This window comes from Streptomyces sp. NPDC048825, from assembly GCF_043198355.1.
Classification (GTDB): Bacteria; Actinomycetota; Actinomycetes; order Streptomycetales; family Streptomycetaceae; genus Streptomyces; species Streptomyces xiangluensis.
Map to the genome: position 1 here is coordinate 121,472 of NZ_JBICUR010000013.1, position 15,274 is coordinate 136,745.

Here is a 15,274-nt window from a genome sequence, read left to right on the forward strand (position 1 = left end):
ATCGGCGGACGGCGGACACGGCAGCGGCGGACACGCCACGGGCGGCGGACCGGCGGGCGGCCACACACGGGAGGCGGGCGGCACGCGCGGCGGGCCCGGCGAGGGAGACCGGCCGCGGCACCGGCGTGCGATGTCCGCGCGGTGGCGGACGGTCAGGCGATGTCGCGGGTACGGACCAGGCGGCGGCCGACGAAGAAGGCGGCGGCCAGCCAGGCGGCGATCACGGCGTACGCGATGGGCAGCGAGAGCAGGTCGGGCTTCACGTCGCGGTAGACCGAGCTCATCGCGATGGTGAGCAGGTACTTGGCCGCGTCGGGCGCGATGCGCTGCAGCCCCGGGTCGACGAGGAGGGTGAGGCCGAGCAGCGTGACCACGGCAGCGGTCTGGTTGCGTACGATCCAGCCGACGAGCGCGCCCCAGGGGCCGGCCAGCGTGCAGCAGGCGAAGACTCCGAAGAGGATCAGGGCGGTCTCGCCGTCCGCGGCGGCCTCGAAGCCGAACGGCCTCGGGGCGAGGTAGACGCTGGCGGTGCCGAGCGCCGCGGCGAACAGGCCGAACAGGGCGCCGGCGCCGGTCGCGACGATCAGCTTGGCGCTGAAGAGGCGGGTCCGTGAGCCGGCCAGCAGGACGGAGCGGACCATCGTCCCGGAGCCGTAGTCGCGGGTGACGGCGACTGCCCCGAAGACGGCGGCCAGCAGGAACATCATCATCCAGGCGCGAGCGACGTCCTGGCCGACGGCGAGAGCGCTGGAGCCGGACGCGAGGGCCGTCTCGCCTTCGGAGACGTATCCGAAGGTGGTGATCAGGCAGAGCCACGCGCCGGCGAGCGGCAGGTACCACCAGAGGCGTCCGGTCAGGGCCTTGCGGGCTTCACCGGCGACGAGGTTACGCACGGGACGTGATCCTTTCCGGAGTGCGGGCCGCGGTCGGAGCCGCGGTGGTGGAGGTGCGGGACGCAGGGGCCGTAGCGGCGGGGTCGACCAGCTCGAAGAAGCGGTCCTCCAGGCGGGTGGCGCCGTAACCGGTGAGGTCGGCGAGTGTGCCCGCGTACCGCAGCGTGCGCTGCATGATCACCACGTCGTCGACGGTCTGCTCCAACTCGGCGAGCTGGTGGCTGGAGACCAGGACCGTGCGGCCCTCTCCGGCCAGGGCGCGCAGGGTGTCGCGCAGCCAGCGGATGCCGTCCGGGTCCAGACCGTTGGCCGGCTCGTCGAGGACGAGCACCTCGGGGTCGGCGAGCAGCGCGGCGGCCAGGGCCAGGCGCTGGCGCATACCGGTCGAGCACCCCTTGACCGGACGGGTTGCGGCGTCGGCGATCCCGGTGATCTCCATGACCTCGTCGGCGCGGGTGGCGGGGAGCCCGAGCACGGTGCACCAGATGCGGAGTTCGCCGCGAACGGTGGCGCCGGGGATGCCGCCCATGCCGTCCATGCTGACGCCGACCCGGTGGGCCGCGTCGGGCAGTTCGGCGTACGGCTTGCCGAGGATGGTGGCGGTACCGGTGGTCGGGGTGGCCAGTCCCAGGAGCATCCGCAGGGTGGTGGTCTTGCCGGCTCCGTTGCGGCCCAGCAGACCGGTGACGCGACCGGCGCGGATGTCGACGCTCAGGTCGTCGACCGCGGTGACGCCCTTGTATGTCTTGGTGAGGCCGCTCAGCGAGACGGCGGTGTCATTCGTGGTCATCGCTGCCGCTCCTGTCATGTCGGGTCATGTGGTGCTCCGGAAGTTCTGGTGGTGCGTGGGGGGAGGGGTCAGGGCCGAGGGCCGGGCCCCGGCCGGGAGTTCTCCCGGCCGGGCCCGATCCACTCGATCCGTCCCGGCGGGTGCCGGGGGGTGGATCAGGTGGCGATGGTGACCGTGCTGATCGCGATGCCGATGGAGACGCCCTCCCAGAAGCCCGGGGCCTCGAGGGCCTCCAGCTCCTGCAGGCCGAGCTCCAGGCTGTCCGTGTCGACCGCGACGGTCTCGAACTTCTCGTTCATGGTGATTTCCCTTCGTCGGGTGGTGCGTTGAGGTGAGGTGAGGAGCCGGTGATCCGGGTGGATCAGGTGGCGATGGTGACCGTGCTGATCGCGATGCCGATGGAGACGCCCTCCCAGAAACCGGGGGCCTCGAGGGCCTCCAGCTCCTGCAGGCCGAGCTCCAGGCTGTCCGTGTCGACCGCGACGGTCTCGAACTTCTCGTTCATGGCGATTTCCTTTCGTAGATGGGGTTTGGGTGGCCGGCTGATCCGGGTGGATCAGGTGGCGACGATGGAGACGATGGAGATGCCGACGACGACGCCACCGGTGGTCCACCAGCCCGGGGCCTCCATGGCCTCCAGCTCCTGCAGGCCGAGCTCCAGGTTGTCCAGGTCGTTCGTGACGTTCTCGAAGCGCTCGTTCATGGCGGCTTCCTCTCGTGAGGGGTGGTGTGTTGTGGGGTTGGGCGCTGACCAGGTGGGACCGGTCGGATCCGGTGAGGACCAGGTGGGACCGGTCGGATCCGGTGAGGACCAGGTGGGATCAGGTGAGGACCACGGAGACGAGGGACACGCCGACGACGACACCGCCGGTGGTCCACCAGCCCGGGGCCTCCATGACCTCGAGCTCCTGCAGACCGAGCTCCAGGCTGTCCGCGTCGACGGCCGCGTTCTCGAACTTCTCGTTCATGACATTTCTCCTTCGTCGGGTCGGCTGAGTGCCGAGAGGTGGTGCGTTCCCCGCGCCGGGCCGGCGCGGAAGTCTGTGTGGTGGAGCGGGTCGGGCCGGCTCAGGCGGCCGCGTTGAGCAGGGCGCTCACGTCCGCTGCCCGCAGCCCGCCGAGCATCGGGAGCCCGGCACCCCAGGTGCGTACCGTCCGGCGGGCCACCGTTTCGAGCAGCGGCGGCGTGAGGGTGAGGTTCCGTGCCACGCCCCAGCGGTCCATCAGGGCGGTGATGCCTGCCGCCGGCTCGGCGGGCAGCGGGTCGCCGCTGCTGTCGGCCGAGCGCAGCAGGTCCCAGATCCGCCGTAGGCGGGGGGCGGAGCCGAGCCGGGTGTCTCCGGCGAGGACCGCCTGCCACAGGTGCGGCAGGAGGGCCGCCACCGCGGTCATCTTGCGGGTGCCGAGCGCGCTGGACAGCTCGTTCGCGATCATCCAGCCCTCGGTGCTGAACAGGTCGCGGCCGTACGAGAGCCAGGTGGACTGGGTGAGTCCGCTGAGCCGGGCGAGGTCCGTCCGCAGTACGGCGTCGGGGGTGTGTCCCGCCGCGAGCTGCCGGGCGGCCTCGCCGCCCAGCCGGGCCAGTTGGACCGCCGCCGTCTCCGCGAGGGCGTCCTCGACCGGACGGTCCAGGAGGTTGCCGACGTAGGGTCCGACGGTGCGGAAGAGGGCTTCCAGCACGCCTTCGACCAGGAGTTCCGCCGGCAGTGTCTCGGTTGCCGCGGGATCGAGCAGGGCCGCGTCCGGTGCCAGCGCGTCGCTCATCACGAGCCGTTTGCCGCTGTTGTGCGGGAGGCAGGCGACCCGGCTGAGTTCGGCGCCGGTGCCGATGGTGGTGGGCACCGCCAGCAGGGGCCGGGCCCGGCGGGTGCGCGGGTCGAGGGTCAGCAGTCCGCTGCGGCCGGTGGTGCGCAGGTCGGCACGGGCCCGCGGGTCCTCGTGAGCGACCGCGAGCAACTTCGCCCGGTCGATCACGGATCCTCCGCCGACGACGGCGATCAGGTCGGCGTCGGCGGTGGCGTCGGCCAGGGCGAGGATCTCGTCCGGGCCGCCGTCACCTTCGGGGACGATGCGCCGGATGGTGTGGCCCGCCCGGTCCAGTTCCTCGGTCACCAGGGCGGTGACAGGGCTCTCGGTAACGGCCGGGTCGAGCAGCAGGGCGGTGTCGGCGGAACCGACGGTCCCCCGGGCGTCCTCGAAGTCGTCCAGCCAGTCGGCGAGTCCCGCGGAGCCGATCAGCAGCCGGGTGGAACCGGACCAGGCGATGTTCACCGGATGCCTCCCGCGAACTGCTCGACACCGGTGCGCACGGCCTCGATCAGTTCCTGGATCTCGGCGTCGGTCGCAGTGAGCGGCGGCATGAGCTGCACACCGTGGATGCCCGCGTGGACGATCGCGCCCGCTTTGCGGATGGCGGCGATCTGGCCGAGGACCTCTGCCTGCGGCAGGACTTCGCCGTCGGCGGTACGGATCCGCAGGGACCGGAAGAGCCCGAGGCCGTCGGCGGAGTCGAACAGAGGGTGCTCGGCGACGAGCCGGTCCAGAGCAGCGCCGAGGACCTCGGCCGCACGCCGGCCGTGGGCCACCGCGTCCAGCCGTCGCATCTCCTCGATGGTGGCGAGGATCGCGGCACAGGTCACCGGGGTGCCCGCCTGCGTCTCGCCGTGGGTGAGCGTGGCGTCCTCGTCGCGGAAGACGTCGGCGATCTCGCGGGAGACGACCACGGCCGCGGCGGCGCAGGTCCCGTTGGTCAGTCCCTTGGAGGTGACCAGCAGATCGGGTCGTCGGCTCCAGCGCTGGGAGGCGAACATGTCTCCGGTGCGGCCGAATCCGGTGGCGACCTCGTCGGCGGCGAGCAGGAACCCGTACTGGTCACGCAGTCTCAGCAGGGTGTCGAGGTACTCGTCCGTGAGGGGTACGGCTCCGCTGCCGAGCACCGGCTCGACCACGACGGCGGCCACCTGTCCGCCCTGGGCGCGCATCAACTTCTCGATGTCGCCAGGGTCGTTGGGGGTGACGTGACGGACCAGGCGCTGGTCGACGCCGTACACCTGCTGGCCGAGGTTCTCCCCGGTGAGGGCGAACCCGCCGAAGGTGAGGCCGTGGTAGCTGCCCCTGAGCCCGACGACGAGCTTGCGGGAGGGCTGCCCCCGGAGGGCGTGGTAGTGCCGGGCCGTCTTCATGACCAGGTCGTTGGCGGCGCCCCCGGAGGTCGAGAACAGCACCCGGGCGAAGTGGTCGGAGCCGCAGAGTTCGACCAGGGCCTCGGCGGCGCGCCGGGCGTAGGTGTGCTCGTAACGGAAGATGCTCAGGTACGAGGCGTCGCGGAGGGCTTCGTAGGCGGCGCGGGCGATGTTCTCGTTGCCGTGGCCGAGGTTGGCGTTCCACAACCCGGAGTCGCCGTCGAGGAGTTCGGTTCCGTCGGCGAAGCGCACGCGCATGCCCTGTGCGGAGACGGCACAGATGCTCTCGTCGTCGTGGGCGGACGGGGGGAGGAGGGAGGTCCACAGCGCGGGGTGGGTCTGCGCGCCGGTCCTTTCCGCCGGGGTCGTCATGGTCGTCTCGGTCATCACAGGGCCTCCGCTTCGAGCAGGACGTCGTGGTGGCGTCCGCCGCCGGGGACGGGGGTGAGGGAGCGGACGGCGTAACCGGCCTGCTCCAGCTCGGCGATGAGCTGCGGTGCCGGCAGGACACCGATGGTGGTGGTGGCGACAGTGACGGAGCCCTCGGCGGGCGGCTCGGCCGGGATCATGGTGACCGCGCGGGTGCTGGCTCCGGCGGTCCACTGCTCGATCATGCGGTAGGTACGGCCGCTGTGGCCCTCGGCGAGGATCTCGGACTCGTCCGTGCCGTCGGAAGCCGGATCGACCTCGACCGTGGTGAGCAGGAAGCGTCCCCCGGGGGCGAGGTGCTCCCGTACGCAGTGGTAGAGGCCGGGGCGGGCGTCAGGCGGCAGCAGCGAGATCGAGGTGGTGCCGAGGACGACGGCTCCGAAACGGTGGCCGAGGGCGAAGTCGCTCATGTCGGCCTGGACCGGCGTGCAGCGCTCGCGCAGCGAGGGCGGGGCGGCGGCCAGCCGTTCACGGAGCAGCCCGATCATGTCGCCGGACAGTTCCAGGGCGGTGACCTCGCGGCCGAGGCCGAGGAAGGGGAAGGTCAGCCGGCCGGAGCCGGCCGCCAGATCCAGTACCGGGCCGGGCAGCCGGCGCAGGGCCGCGAGGAGTTCGCGCACCTCGTGCGGGGTGGTGCCGGCGATGTCGTGGTAGATGGGGGCGCCCGCCTCGTCGTACAGGTCGCACAGGACGGCCCGTTCTCCGAGTTCGGCGACGGCCCCGGCGGCGCGGCCAGTGAGCGGGGTGCCCGCGAGGGCGGGGCTGAGCAGCATGGCGCCCATCAGACGATCACCTTCTCGGAGACGGTTCGAGGCTCCGCGGATTCGGTGAGGGGCAGTCCGATGCCGGCGAAGTAGGCGGCGACGGCGTCGACGGCGTCCGGGGCGGCGTACCGGGCGGCCTCCTGCGCGGAGCCCGTGACCAGCAGTGCCTCGGCGGCGAGGGCCGCGTCGGGGGAGAGGGCGACGGTGCGGCGGTCCACGGTGTGGTGGATCAGGGCGCGTTCGTCGTTCCAGAGGAGCAGCGGGGCGGTGGCGGACTGGTCGAGGGGGTCGGCGACGTCGTTCAGCGCGGAGAGCATGCGGCCGCCGAATCCGGAGACGCGGGGCTGTTCCATGCCGCGGGTCACGGCCTCCCTGATGGCGCCCACGGCTGCCAGATAGCGGCCGATCCGGGGCCGGGCGGCCAGCCGCTCCGTACGGGAGGCACTGTCCGGCAGTGCGCCAAGGGCGTCGGCGGACTCCCGCCAGGCACGGTGCAGTTCGTCGCGCGGGGTACCGACGGGCCCGAGCGGGGCGCCGCTGGGAGAGACGCTGACGGTGCCGTCGGCGGCGACGTACAGCCGCAGGCCGGGGCCGTCGCCCTCGTGTTCGCCGCCCAGCGCGGAGAGGTCCCCGAGCTGTACCGCGGGATGGGTGAGAAATTCGGAGAACTCACCCTCGTTCAGGGCCCGTTCGGCGTCGTCGAGGTATGCCTGGAAGTCGGCCTCCTCGGCGATCCGGACCAGCGTTGGGCCCAGCACCGAGAGATACGGGGTGATCGAGTAGGCCTGCACCTGGAGGTAGAAGTCGGGGTGCAACCCCGCCTCCGCGCCGGGCTCGCCGAGCGAGCCCTGCCAGGTGATGACCTCCGCACCGGTCGCCTCGTGACGCACGGGCTCGGCGCTCGGCTCGTCACCCGGGACGAGGACCATGGTGCCGGGACCGGCCACACCCGAACCGAGCAGGGCGTCGAGGTGGGCTGCGTCCTCCAGGACGACGGTCGAGGTGTACGGCGGACGGGGGGCGAGGGCGGCCACGGGGCGTCCCGTGCCCCACTGCAAGGCGTGGGCCTTGACGGATCTATATGTCATGAGCATGCCTAACGTGAGAGCGTGACGAGCCGACGGCAGGAGGCTGCCTGCGAAGTTCGGGTGGTGAGGCGCGTGCTTGCGAAGTCAGGTGGCGGAGACGTGCCCGCAAGTGGAAGGGCCGGGCGTGCCGCGACGTCAGACGGCCAGGCCGAGCAGGGTCAGCAGGGTGCGCAGCTCCTTGGTGGCAGCCTGCGGCCCGAAGAGTTGGGCCACACCGGTGACATTGAGGACGATCTCGTCGACCCCCGCCTTCCGGTAGGCGTCGAACTTGGCCAGCAGCTCGTCCGGTCCGCCGTACAGGAAGGCGTCGCCGACGACCAGGGCCTTGCCCTGCACGGCTTCGTCGGCGCCGGGCGGGCCGGTGCCCTCCGGTACGTCGTCCGGCAGGTCCACACCGCCGCGCCGGAGCATGTCGCGGTAGTGCTGTGCGCGCAGATGGTTCCGGTTCGAGGCGAGGGCGAGCTGTACGGGGTCGCGGTCGGGGGCGGCCAGGGCGACGGGCACCATGGCCACCACGCGGGGAAAGGGCCGGCCGGCCTTCTCCGCGCTCTCGCGCACCGCGGGCACGATGTGGTCCCGCAGATAGCGGGCGGGCGTCAGCCAGGTGATGGCCGCGTCGGCCACCTCGCCCGCCACCCGGGCCATACCGGGGCGCAGCACACCGACTCCGAGTTCGACCTTCGGCCCGGGCACGGCCCGTAGCACCGCCTCCTGATGCACGTACTCGCCGTCCAGCACCTCCAGGCTCCCCGTCAGTGCGGAGCGTACGGCGGTCAGGTACTCGCGGGCCGCGGTGAGCGGACTCCGGTACGGGGCGCCGAGCAGGGCCTGTTGCACACTCGGGGCCCCGGGACCGTACCCCGCCAGGACCGGTTCGCCGGTCATCAGGGAGAGTGACCGTGCCTGGAGCGCGGCCTCGGTGGGGTGCCGCAGGGGCATCAAGGTCACTCCGAGTCCCGCCGGCACCCGGAACCCCGCACCGGCGGCGTGGGCGAATCCCTGGTGGGACTCGGTGGCGAGGCTCTGCCCCTGCCACAGCCGGTGGGCGCCGGTCCAGTGCACGAGTCCCGCGAACGGCAGCATCTGCTCGGGTCTGCTCGGGACGAACGGTACGAGGACCGAGTAGGCGGTCATCGGGAGTTCCCTCCTTGTTCCTTGGCCAAGGCCTTGGCTGACGGACGGGCGACGTCGCTTGCTCGGCTAGTTCCAGTCGTGGATCAGGCGGGTGGTCGACACCACCTCGTTCAGGATCAGCCTGGGGAGGGATGACAGGTCGGGATGGGCGGAACCGGTGGTCGGAGCGGCGGTGGAAGCCACCTGGGCCGCAGGCCCGGCCGCCTGGGCGGTGCCGGCGCCGGCGAGGCCGAGCAGGGCAGCGGCGACGAGCGAGGTGGCGAAGCGCTTCTTCATGACGGTTCCCCCTGGTCGAGACGTGTGGAGCTGGAATCCGGCCCGGTCCGGCCGGGATTCCGGTGAGCTTCCGGGGTGTTCCCGGCGGCTCCTTGTGACCACAACTCTGCCGTTTGGGAAGCCCGAGTTGGAGGGGTCTTGCGCGCAGCTTGCTGCGCGCGGCGGTGTCACTTGATGCGCATGTTCTGCCACCAGTCTGAACGGACATGTCGATCTACATGGTTTTTCTCCGGTTGGCCAGGTAGATCTATGAAAGCGACTGACCACCGTAGGTCCTTGGGGGGAGCCATGCCGCACACGAGTCTTGAGTTTCTGGGCGTCAGACCGGAGGAGGAGGCGTTCTACCGCATGCTGCTGCGGACAGGGGGCGCCGGCCTGAAAGAGCTGGCCGAGCACTGTTCCTCGGACGAAGAATCGATGCAGTCACTGCAGAAGCGGGCCCTCGAACTCGGGCTCGCCACCCTTGCCGACGGCCTGCTGCGCCCCGTCGCTCCGGCCAAGGCGATCGAGGCCCTCATCGAGCACCGGGTGGCCCTGGCCCGGGAGGAACTGGAGAACTCGGCGGCCGAGAACGACATCGTCGCCTCCCTGCTCGCCGAGCGGAACGCGGCACAGGCGAGCGACTCCGTCGCCGGAACCGACCGGCCCACGATGGAGCGCCTGGAGGGAATCGACCGGGTCCGTGCCGCAATCGACGAACTGACCTTCTTCACCCGCTCGGAGAGCCTGACCACCTGGCCGAGCGGGCTGATCCCCCCTCAGGTCGTCGCGACGTCCCGGCCGGCGGACGAACGCATCCTGCGCCGCGGCATACGGATGCGGAGTCTGATCGGGTCCGCCGCGCTGGACGACCCCGGCACCATGGCGTACCTGCGTGAACTGACCGCCAAGGGAGCGGAGGTCCGGATCTCCCGGCTCCCGCTGGAGCGTGTCCTGATCTTCGACCGGGCCGCCGCGCTCACCCCGATCGACCCGGCCGACAGCAGCCGCGGTGCCCTGCTCGCCCGGGAACCGGGGCTCGTAGCCACGCTGGTCTCGCTCTTCGAGCGGATGTGGGGCCAGGCCCATGAACCTCCGCCGCCGTCGGGCGGGGGCGGGCTGGAGCCCGCCGACGACCGCCCCGGCGAGATCGAGCGCAGGATACTGGAATCACTGTGCACAGCGGACAAGGATGAGACCGGGGCCCGTGACGTCGGCATCTCGGTCCGTACGTACCGCAAGTATGTGGCGTCCCTGATGCAGCAGTTGGGCGCGTCAAATCGCTTCCAGGCCGCGCTGCTCGCCCGCGAACGCAGCTGGATCTGAGCCCGCCCGGAACTGACACGACGGGGGTCGGAGCACCGTGAAGCAGGTGCTCCGACCCCCGTCGGACGAATGCTGTCGCGCCTACCGCCTACCGCCTACCGTCTGGCGGCCCGCGCCAGCGAACGGGCACTGACCAGCGCCCCAAGAGCGAACGCGGACACCATCACGATCTTCGTCGTACCGTCGAAGATCACGAGAGAACAGGCGAGAGCGATCAGCAGGCCGGTCAGCCCGGCCAGCGGATTCCTCGTACTCCCGCCCGTGGATTTCTGGGCCATCGTGCCGGCTCCTTCTGCAAGGGGGATTGGTCATATCACTGTCCCAGGCCTCCTCCCCCACTCGCCCCGAACGACGTGCAGCTTCCTGCGAGCCACCTCGCAGCATCCTGCGAACCCGATGCCGAGCAGGCGGGAATCACCAGGCCGGGGCGGCCTGGAGGCACAGGACTGTTGGTGGCGGCCACCGGTCCGGTTCAGCCCTGTCGGCATACGGGCGTGTGCCTGCCGCTGAAAGCAGTCCCGCACGATCTGCCCTCACGCGTCTCACTGCACCGGATGGCCGACCTCGCCCCGCGTGTGCTGCTGCTCTCGCACGGGCCGAGCCTCGCCGACCCCGGTGCGACATTCGCCACCGCACCGCACCGCACCGCACCGAACCGCACCGCGTCGCGCCCAGCGCCTCGTCGACGACCCGGCCGGAGCCGTCGGCTGGACTTCGACCCGCCGCAGCCTCCACACATCGCCGTCTGGCGGTCGGTCCGGCGGAGCGGAGACACCAAGACCCGGAAGCCCCGTCGCACGCTTGCTCTGCCGATGCGTTGCGTCGAAGCCCTCTGGCAGCGATTCGAAGAACAGGGCTGGGACCGGCTCGCCGCCGACGACAAGTGGGAGGAACACCGGCTCGCCGTCCCCTCACCTGTGGGCAAGCCGCTTGACGCGGCCAACGTCCGCCGGGCCTTCCGACAGGCGCTCAAGGACGTCGACGGGATCAGCTGACGAGTGGACGTCTCGGGAGCTCCGGCACAGCCTCGTGTCTCTGCTCTCCGACCGGGGCGTCCCGCTGGAGGAGATCTCCCGGCTCTTCGGGCACTCCGGGACCGCCATGACCTAGGGGGTCTACTGGAGAGTCACGCAGGAATCGATAGTCACGCAGCAACGCCAGAGGGCCCAGTGCAACTTGCACACTGGGCCCTCTGATCTGCATTTTCAGCTGTCGGGGTGGCGGGATTTGAACCCACGACCTCTTCGTCCCGAACGAAGCGCGCTGCCAAGCTGCGCTACACCCCGATGTCGCTTTGAGCAGGCCACTTCAAGTGGGCTGTGTCGTGGCGACGTCGTTTACTTTAGCCCACCGGTGGCTGGAGGCGAAATCCGGTTTTCCGGGGGCCGGCGGTGTGGGCCCGGGCGGGTCAGCAAGAGCCAGTGCAGTGCTGCCGGTGCTGCCGCCAGGGAGCGCCGTGTGGCCGAGCTGGTTCCAGGGATCTCCCGGCTTCGGGTCGGGAGAGCACTTCAATCCCGCCCCGTAAGCGTCAGCAACGTAGCCTCCGGCGGGCAAGCGAACCGTGCCGGCGTGTAGCGATTCGTGCCGCAGCCCGCCGAGACGTGCAGGTACGCCGTCCGCCCGGCGGACGTATGCGTGGACAGGCCCTTCACCCGGTCCGTGTCCAGGTCGCAGTTGGTGACGAAGGCGCCGTAGAAGGGGAGGCAGATCTGGCCGCCGTGGGTGTGGCCGGCCAGGATCAGGGGGTAGCCGTCCGCGGTGAAGGCGTCTACGACGCGCAGGTACGGGGCGTGGGCGATGCCCATCGAGAAGTCGGCCGACTCGGAGGGGCCGCCGGCCACGCGCGCGTACCGGTCGCGTTTGATGTGCGGGTCGTCCAGGCCGGTCAGCTCGATCTCCAGGCCGTCGATCTTCAGCGAACCCCGGACGTTCGTCAGGTTCAGCCAGCCTGCCGCGTCGAAGCCGTCGCGCAGGTCCTCCCACGGGTTGTGGATGGCGCCTACGACGGGCGGGTTGCCGTTGAGCCCGTGCCGTCCCTGTGCCTTTTCCAGCAAGTACCGGGCGGGGTTGCGGGGTTTGGGCCCGTAGTAGTCGTTCGAGCCGAAGACGTACGCGCCCGGGAACTCCATCAGCGGACCCAGCGCGTCCAGCACCTCCGGCACGCCCTCCGTGTCGGACAGGTTGTCGCCGGTGTTGACGACGAAGTCGGGGCGCAGTCCGGCCAGGGAGCGCAGCCAGCGCTGCTTCTTGCGCTGGCCGCTCACCATGTGGATGTCGGAGACCTGGAGGACGCGGAGCGGGCGCATGCCCGGCGGCAGCACTGGCACCGTCACCCGCCGCAGGCGGAAGGACCGGGCCTCGAAACCCACCGAGTAGAGCAGACCGGCGGCGCCGGCCGCCGTGATTCCCAGGGGTACTCCGTATCGCGCGCGCATGGGCCCATCGTCTCAGACGGCGCGCACGGCCGAAGCCGACCGGCCCGCGCCGGGCAACCCAAGACGTGCCGCGGGAAATCAACAGGCCGCTGTCGCACCACACCTGCGACAATCGACCCCATGACCAAGCTCAAGTCGAAGCTGCAGGAAGACCTCAATGCCGCGATCAAGGAGCGCGACGAGCTCCGCTCCTCGACGCTCCGGCTGACCCTCGCCGCGATCACGAAGGAGGAGGTCGCGGGCAAGCAGAAGCGCGAGCTCTCCGACGACGAGGTGCAGAAGGTGATCGCCAAGGAGGCGAAGAAGCGCCGTGAGGCGGCCGAGGCCTTCGCGCAGGGTGGTCGCGCCGAGTCGGCCGAGCGGGAGAAGGCGGAGGGCGAAATCCTCGCCGACTACCTGCCCAAGCAGCTGTCCGACGACGAGCTCCAGCAGATCGTTGCCCAGGCGGTCGAAGAGGCGAAGGCGGCCGGCGCGGAGGGCCCGCGCGCCATGGGCCAGGTCATGAAGATCGTGAACCCGAAGGTGGCGGGCCAGGCCGAGGGCGGCCGCGTCGCCGCCGCGGTCAAGAAGCTGCTCGCGGGCTGAGGGCTGAGGCCCGCACAGCTATTTCGCGGATACGCGGATACGCGGATACGCGGATACGACGGTGGGGGCGCCCCTTTCTGCAAGGGGCGCCCCCACCGTCGTACGGCATCAACTGCCTGGTGTCTTACGGGAAGCGACCGCCGTTCCCGTTCCCACCGTTCCCGTTCCCGCCGATCGTCCACTCCTCCGGGATCGAGAAGGACGGGTCGGGGATGTCACCGATGCCGCCGTCCTCGTTCCCACCGTTGCCGTTCCCGTTCCCGGGGTCGTCGTTGTCATCGTCGTCCCGGCGGTCCTTGTCCTCCTTGGGAGGGTCGGGGATGTTGACCAGGTTGAAGCCCGGGGACTCCTTGCCCTCGAGGGCGCCGGACATGGCGTCCTTCCAGATCGGGCCGGGCACCTGGCCGCCGTAGACCTTTTCGTGCCAGACGCCGCCGATCGTGATGTTCGACATCTTGACGGCCTGGGTTGCGCTGCCGACCCAGACGGCGCCGGACATGTTCGGCGTGTAGCCGACGAACCAGGCGTTCCTGCGCTCGTCGGTCGTACCCGTCTTACCCGCGTTGGCACGGTCGGTGAGGCCGGCCTGCTGTCCCGTACCGGAGTCGACCACGCCGCTCAGCAGCGTGTTGATGGTGTCCGCGGTGGTCTCGGACATCGCCCGGCTGCACGTCGACTTCGGCACCGCCAGCGACTTGGTCTCGCCGCCTATCCTCCGGTTGATCGACTCGATGGCGATCGGCGTGCAGTACGTACCGCGGTTGGCGAAGGTCGCGTACGCGCTCGACATCGTCAGCGGCGAGATACCGGTGGAGCCCAGGGTGAGGGACGCGGGCCGCTCAGGCAGCTTGTCGCCGTTGCCCTGCACCACGCCCATCTTGTCGAGGATCTTGGTCACCGGGCACATGCCGATGTCCTCGAGCATCTGCACGAAGTAGGTGTTGACGGATTTCTCCATCGCCTCCTTCAGGCGGTACGGACCGACCTCGGACTCGTCCTCGTTCTCCACCTTGGCGCCGTCCGTGTTCCGCCACGGACTCGAGTCACAGGTCTCCACCGTTTCCGGATACGGCATTTCGTACGGTGCCGGGTACGACTGGATCGGCGGGGTGCCCTCCTCGAGGGCGGCCGCGGCCAGGAACGGCTTGAAGGTCGAACCGGTCGGGAAGCCGAAGTTCGAGCCGCCCCTGCCCTGCTCGACCGAGTAGTTGATCTCGGTCTCGTTCTTGCCGTAGCCGTACGGCTTCGACTGGCCCATGCCGAGGATCTTGCCGGTGCCCGGCTCGACCAGCGTGGCTGCCGTGGCGACCTTGTCCGACTTCTTGACGTGGCTCTTGATCGAGGCCTGCACCGATTCCTGGGCCTGCGGGTCGAGCGTCGTACGGATCGTCAGGCCGCCCTGGTTCCAGACCTTTGCGCGGGCCTTCTTGGTCTTGCCGAAGACCTTGTCGTTCAGCACCAGTTCGCGGACGTAGTCACAGAAGAAGCTCGCGCCCTTGACCGCCGTGATGCAGCCGTTGTTCGGCTTGCTGACCTTCAGGCCGAGCGGCTTCTCCTTGGCCTCGTCGGCCTCCGCCTGGGAGACGTTGCCCAGGTCGGCCATGCGCTGGAGGACCACGTTGCGCCGCTGTATGGCCTCTTGCTCGTCGTTGACCGGGTCGTAGCGGGTCGGCGACTGGACGACGCCGGCGAGCAGTGCGGCCTGCTCCAGCTTCAGGTCCTTGGCGGACGTGGAGAAGTAGCGCTGGGCCGCGGCCTCGACGCCGTAGGCCTGCTGGCCGAAGAACGTGATGTTCAGGTAGTTCTCGAGGATCTTCTTCTTCCCGAGCTCTTCCTCTACCTGAATCGCGTGCTTCAGTTCCTTGATCTTGCGGCCGAGGGTCTGCTGCGTGGCCTGGGCGACCAGCGTCGGGTCGTCGCCGGCCTCCTCCACGAAGACGTTCTTCACGTACTGCTGCGTGAGCGTGGACGCGCCCTGGGACACTTCGCCGCTCTGCGCGTTCCGGTTGAGCGCGCGCAGGACGCCCTTGAGGTCCACCGCGCCGTGCTTGTAGAAGCGGGAGTCCTCGATGGCGACGATCGCCTGCTGCATGTACGGCGAGATGTCCTTGAGCTCGACCACGGTGCGGTCGCGCGAGTAGACCGTGGCGATCCGCCCGCCCTGGTTGTCCAGGATCGTGGTGCGCTGACTCAGTGGCGGACGCTTGAGGTTGGCGGGGATCTCGTCGAAACCTTCCACCGAGCCCTTGGCCGCCAGCCCCAGCGCACCGGCCGCGGGCAGGGCGATGCCCGCCGCGACGGCTCCCGCGAGCACGCTGACACCTAGGAACTTGGCGGCCTGCTGAATTGGAGACAGGCCGCCACCCGAGCGCTTGTTTGCCATGAGGGCAGCC

At 70.3% G+C, this 15,274-nt stretch carries 17 protein-coding genes, 1 tRNA gene and 1 pseudogene; 3 read left to right on the forward strand and 16 right to left on the reverse strand.

The window, feature by feature from the left end; all coding sequences use genetic code 11:
• Positions 1-152: 152 nt before the first annotated feature.
• The 12 genes from ACGFNK_RS29205 to ACGFNK_RS29260 all read right to left on the reverse strand — a co-directional run bounded on the left by ACGFNK_RS29205 (position 153) and on the right by ACGFNK_RS29260 (position 8,556).
• A complete protein-coding gene (locus ACGFNK_RS29205) occupies positions 153-893 on the reverse strand; it encodes an ABC transporter permease (RefSeq protein ID WP_393420615.1) in 741 nt (246 codons plus the stop codon).
• Positions 886-1,683, reverse strand: a complete 798-nt coding sequence (locus tag ACGFNK_RS29210) for an ABC transporter ATP-binding protein (protein ID WP_393420617.1) — start codon at positions 1,681-1,683, stop codon at positions 886-888. Before ACGFNK_RS29210 ends, ACGFNK_RS29205 begins: the two co-directional genes overlap by 8 nt.
• Before the next feature lie 155 nt (positions 1,684-1,838).
• Complete coding sequence (locus ACGFNK_RS29215) at positions 1,839-1,982, reverse strand: daptide-type RiPP (protein ID WP_393420619.1); 144 nt, start codon at positions 1,980-1,982, stop codon at positions 1,839-1,841.
• Between the two features lie 62 nt (positions 1,983-2,044).
• Positions 2,045-2,188, reverse strand: a complete 144-nt coding sequence (locus ACGFNK_RS29220; protein WP_393420619.1) for a daptide-type RiPP — start codon at positions 2,186-2,188, stop codon at positions 2,045-2,047.
• A 51-nt stretch (positions 2,189-2,239) separates the two neighbouring features.
• Positions 2,240-2,386 (reverse strand): daptide-type RiPP, encoded by a 147-nt coding sequence (locus tag ACGFNK_RS29225; RefSeq protein WP_393420621.1) that lies wholly within the window; start codon positions 2,384-2,386, stop codon positions 2,240-2,242.
• A gap of 118 nt (positions 2,387-2,504) precedes the next feature.
• Entirely contained in the window at positions 2,505-2,651 is a 147-nt protein-coding gene (locus ACGFNK_RS29230; RefSeq protein ID WP_393420623.1) for a daptide-type RiPP, read from the reverse strand.
• A gap of 100 nt (positions 2,652-2,751) precedes the next feature.
• The gene (gene mpaC / locus ACGFNK_RS29235) at positions 2,752-3,954 is read right to left on the reverse strand and encodes a daptide-type RiPP biosynthesis dehydogenase (RefSeq protein WP_393420625.1); all 1,203 of its coding nucleotides are present in this window, start codon (positions 3,952-3,954) and stop codon (positions 2,752-2,754) included.
• Complete coding sequence (mpaD, locus tag ACGFNK_RS29240; RefSeq protein WP_393420627.1) at positions 3,951-5,252, reverse strand: daptide-type RiPP biosynthesis aminotransferase; 1,302 nt, start codon at positions 5,250-5,252, stop codon at positions 3,951-3,953. Before mpaD ends, mpaC begins: the two co-directional genes overlap by 4 nt.
• Complete coding sequence (gene mpaM / locus ACGFNK_RS29245) at positions 5,252-6,076, reverse strand: daptide-type RiPP biosynthesis methyltransferase (protein ID WP_393420629.1); 825 nt, start codon at positions 6,074-6,076, stop codon at positions 5,252-5,254. Before mpaM ends, mpaD begins: the two co-directional genes overlap by 1 nt.
• Entirely contained in the window at positions 6,076-7,146 is a 1,071-nt protein-coding gene (gene mpaB, locus ACGFNK_RS29250) for a daptide biosynthesis RiPP recognition protein (RefSeq protein WP_393420631.1), read from the reverse strand. The genes mpaM and mpaB overlap by 1 nt, the downstream gene beginning before the upstream one ends.
• Before the next feature lie 135 nt (positions 7,147-7,281).
• Positions 7,282-8,280: an LLM class flavin-dependent oxidoreductase gene (locus ACGFNK_RS29255; protein WP_393420633.1), complete on the reverse strand. Its 999-nt coding sequence runs from the start codon at positions 8,278-8,280 to the stop codon at positions 7,282-7,284.
• 66 nt (positions 8,281-8,346) lie between these two features.
• Positions 8,347-8,556, reverse strand: coding sequence for a hypothetical protein (locus ACGFNK_RS29260; protein ID WP_393420635.1), 210 nt, complete (start codon positions 8,554-8,556; stop codon positions 8,347-8,349).
• Between the two features lie 288 nt (positions 8,557-8,844).
• Here ACGFNK_RS29260 and ACGFNK_RS29265 point away from each other — a divergent pair, with 288 nt between their 5' ends.
• A complete protein-coding gene (locus ACGFNK_RS29265; protein ID WP_393420637.1) occupies positions 8,845-9,861 on the forward strand; it encodes a helix-turn-helix transcriptional regulator in 1,017 nt (338 codons plus the stop codon).
• Positions 9,862-9,956: 95 nt separating this feature from the next.
• Here ACGFNK_RS29265 and ACGFNK_RS29270 read toward each other — a convergent pair whose 3' ends face one another.
• The gene (locus ACGFNK_RS29270) at positions 9,957-10,139 is read right to left on the reverse strand and encodes a hypothetical protein (RefSeq protein ID WP_393420639.1); all 183 of its coding nucleotides are present in this window, start codon (positions 10,137-10,139) and stop codon (positions 9,957-9,959) included.
• Between the two features lie 426 nt (positions 10,140-10,565).
• Between ACGFNK_RS29270 and ACGFNK_RS29275 the strand changes: the two are divergent.
• A pseudogene (locus tag ACGFNK_RS29275) lies at positions 10,566-10,968 on the forward strand (site-specific integrase); the annotation flags it as partial.
• Between the two features lie 105 nt (positions 10,969-11,073).
• Here ACGFNK_RS29275 and ACGFNK_RS29280 read toward each other — a convergent pair.
• A tRNA-Pro gene (locus tag ACGFNK_RS29280) sits at positions 11,074-11,147 on the reverse strand.
• Positions 11,148-11,369: 222 nt separating this feature from the next.
• A complete protein-coding gene (locus tag ACGFNK_RS29285) occupies positions 11,370-12,296 on the reverse strand; it encodes a metallophosphoesterase (protein ID WP_393420641.1) in 927 nt (308 codons plus the stop codon).
• Positions 12,297-12,416: 120 nt separating this feature from the next.
• On the opposite strand from ACGFNK_RS29285, the gene ACGFNK_RS29290 reads away from it, so the two are divergent.
• Positions 12,417-12,881 (forward strand): GatB/YqeY domain-containing protein, encoded by a 465-nt coding sequence (locus ACGFNK_RS29290; protein ID WP_386347278.1) that lies wholly within the window; start codon positions 12,417-12,419, stop codon positions 12,879-12,881.
• Between the two features lie 124 nt (positions 12,882-13,005).
• On the opposite strand, the gene ACGFNK_RS29295 is transcribed toward ACGFNK_RS29290, so the two are convergent.
• Complete coding sequence (locus ACGFNK_RS29295; RefSeq protein WP_393420643.1) at positions 13,006-15,264, reverse strand: transglycosylase domain-containing protein; 2,259 nt, start codon at positions 15,262-15,264, stop codon at positions 13,006-13,008.
• Positions 15,265-15,274: the final 10 nt, after the last annotated feature.

Excerpts from the sequence above, each read along its gene's own strand:
- ACGFNK_RS29210 (WP_393420617.1), bottom strand. The coding sequence starts at position 1,683 with ATGACCACGAATGACACCGCCGTCTCGCTGAGCGGCCTCACCAAGACA.
- ACGFNK_RS29215 (WP_393420619.1), bottom strand. The coding sequence starts at position 1,982 with ATGAACGAGAAGTTCGAGACCGTCGCGGTCGACACGGACAGCCTGGAG.
- ACGFNK_RS29220 (WP_393420619.1), bottom strand. The coding sequence starts at position 2,188 with ATGAACGAGAAGTTCGAGACCGTCGCGGTCGACACGGACAGCCTGGAG.
- ACGFNK_RS29225 (WP_393420621.1), bottom strand. The coding sequence starts at position 2,386 with ATGAACGAGCGCTTCGAGAACGTCACGAACGACCTGGACAACCTGGAG.
- ACGFNK_RS29230 (WP_393420623.1), bottom strand. The coding sequence starts at position 2,651 with ATGAACGAGAAGTTCGAGAACGCGGCCGTCGACGCGGACAGCCTGGAG.
- mpaD (WP_393420627.1), bottom strand. The coding sequence starts at position 5,252 with ATGACCGAGACGACCATGACGACCCCGGCGGAAAGGACCGGCGCGCAG.
- mpaM (WP_393420629.1), bottom strand. The coding sequence starts at position 6,076 with ATGGGCGCCATGCTGCTCAGCCCCGCCCTCGCGGGCACCCCGCTCACT.
- mpaB (WP_393420631.1), bottom strand. The coding sequence starts at position 7,146 with ATGACATATAGATCCGTCAAGGCCCACGCCTTGCAGTGGGGCACGGGA.
- ACGFNK_RS29255 (WP_393420633.1), bottom strand. The coding sequence starts at position 8,280 with ATGACCGCCTACTCGGTCCTCGTACCGTTCGTCCCGAGCAGACCCGAG.
- ACGFNK_RS29260 (WP_393420635.1), bottom strand. The coding sequence starts at position 8,556 with ATGAAGAAGCGCTTCGCCACCTCGCTCGTCGCCGCTGCCCTGCTCGGC.
- ACGFNK_RS29265 (WP_393420637.1), top strand. The coding sequence starts at position 8,845 with ATGCCGCACACGAGTCTTGAGTTTCTGGGCGTCAGACCGGAGGAGGAG.
- ACGFNK_RS29270 (WP_393420639.1), bottom strand. The coding sequence starts at position 10,139 with ATGGCCCAGAAATCCACGGGCGGGAGTACGAGGAATCCGCTGGCCGGG.
- ACGFNK_RS29285 (WP_393420641.1), bottom strand. The coding sequence starts at position 12,296 with ATGCGCGCGCGATACGGAGTACCCCTGGGAATCACGGCGGCCGGCGCC.
- ACGFNK_RS29290 (WP_386347278.1), top strand. The coding sequence starts at position 12,417 with ATGACCAAGCTCAAGTCGAAGCTGCAGGAAGACCTCAATGCCGCGATC.
- ACGFNK_RS29295 (WP_393420643.1), bottom strand. The coding sequence starts at position 15,264 with ATGGCAAACAAGCGCTCGGGTGGCGGCCTGTCTCCAATTCAGCAGGCC.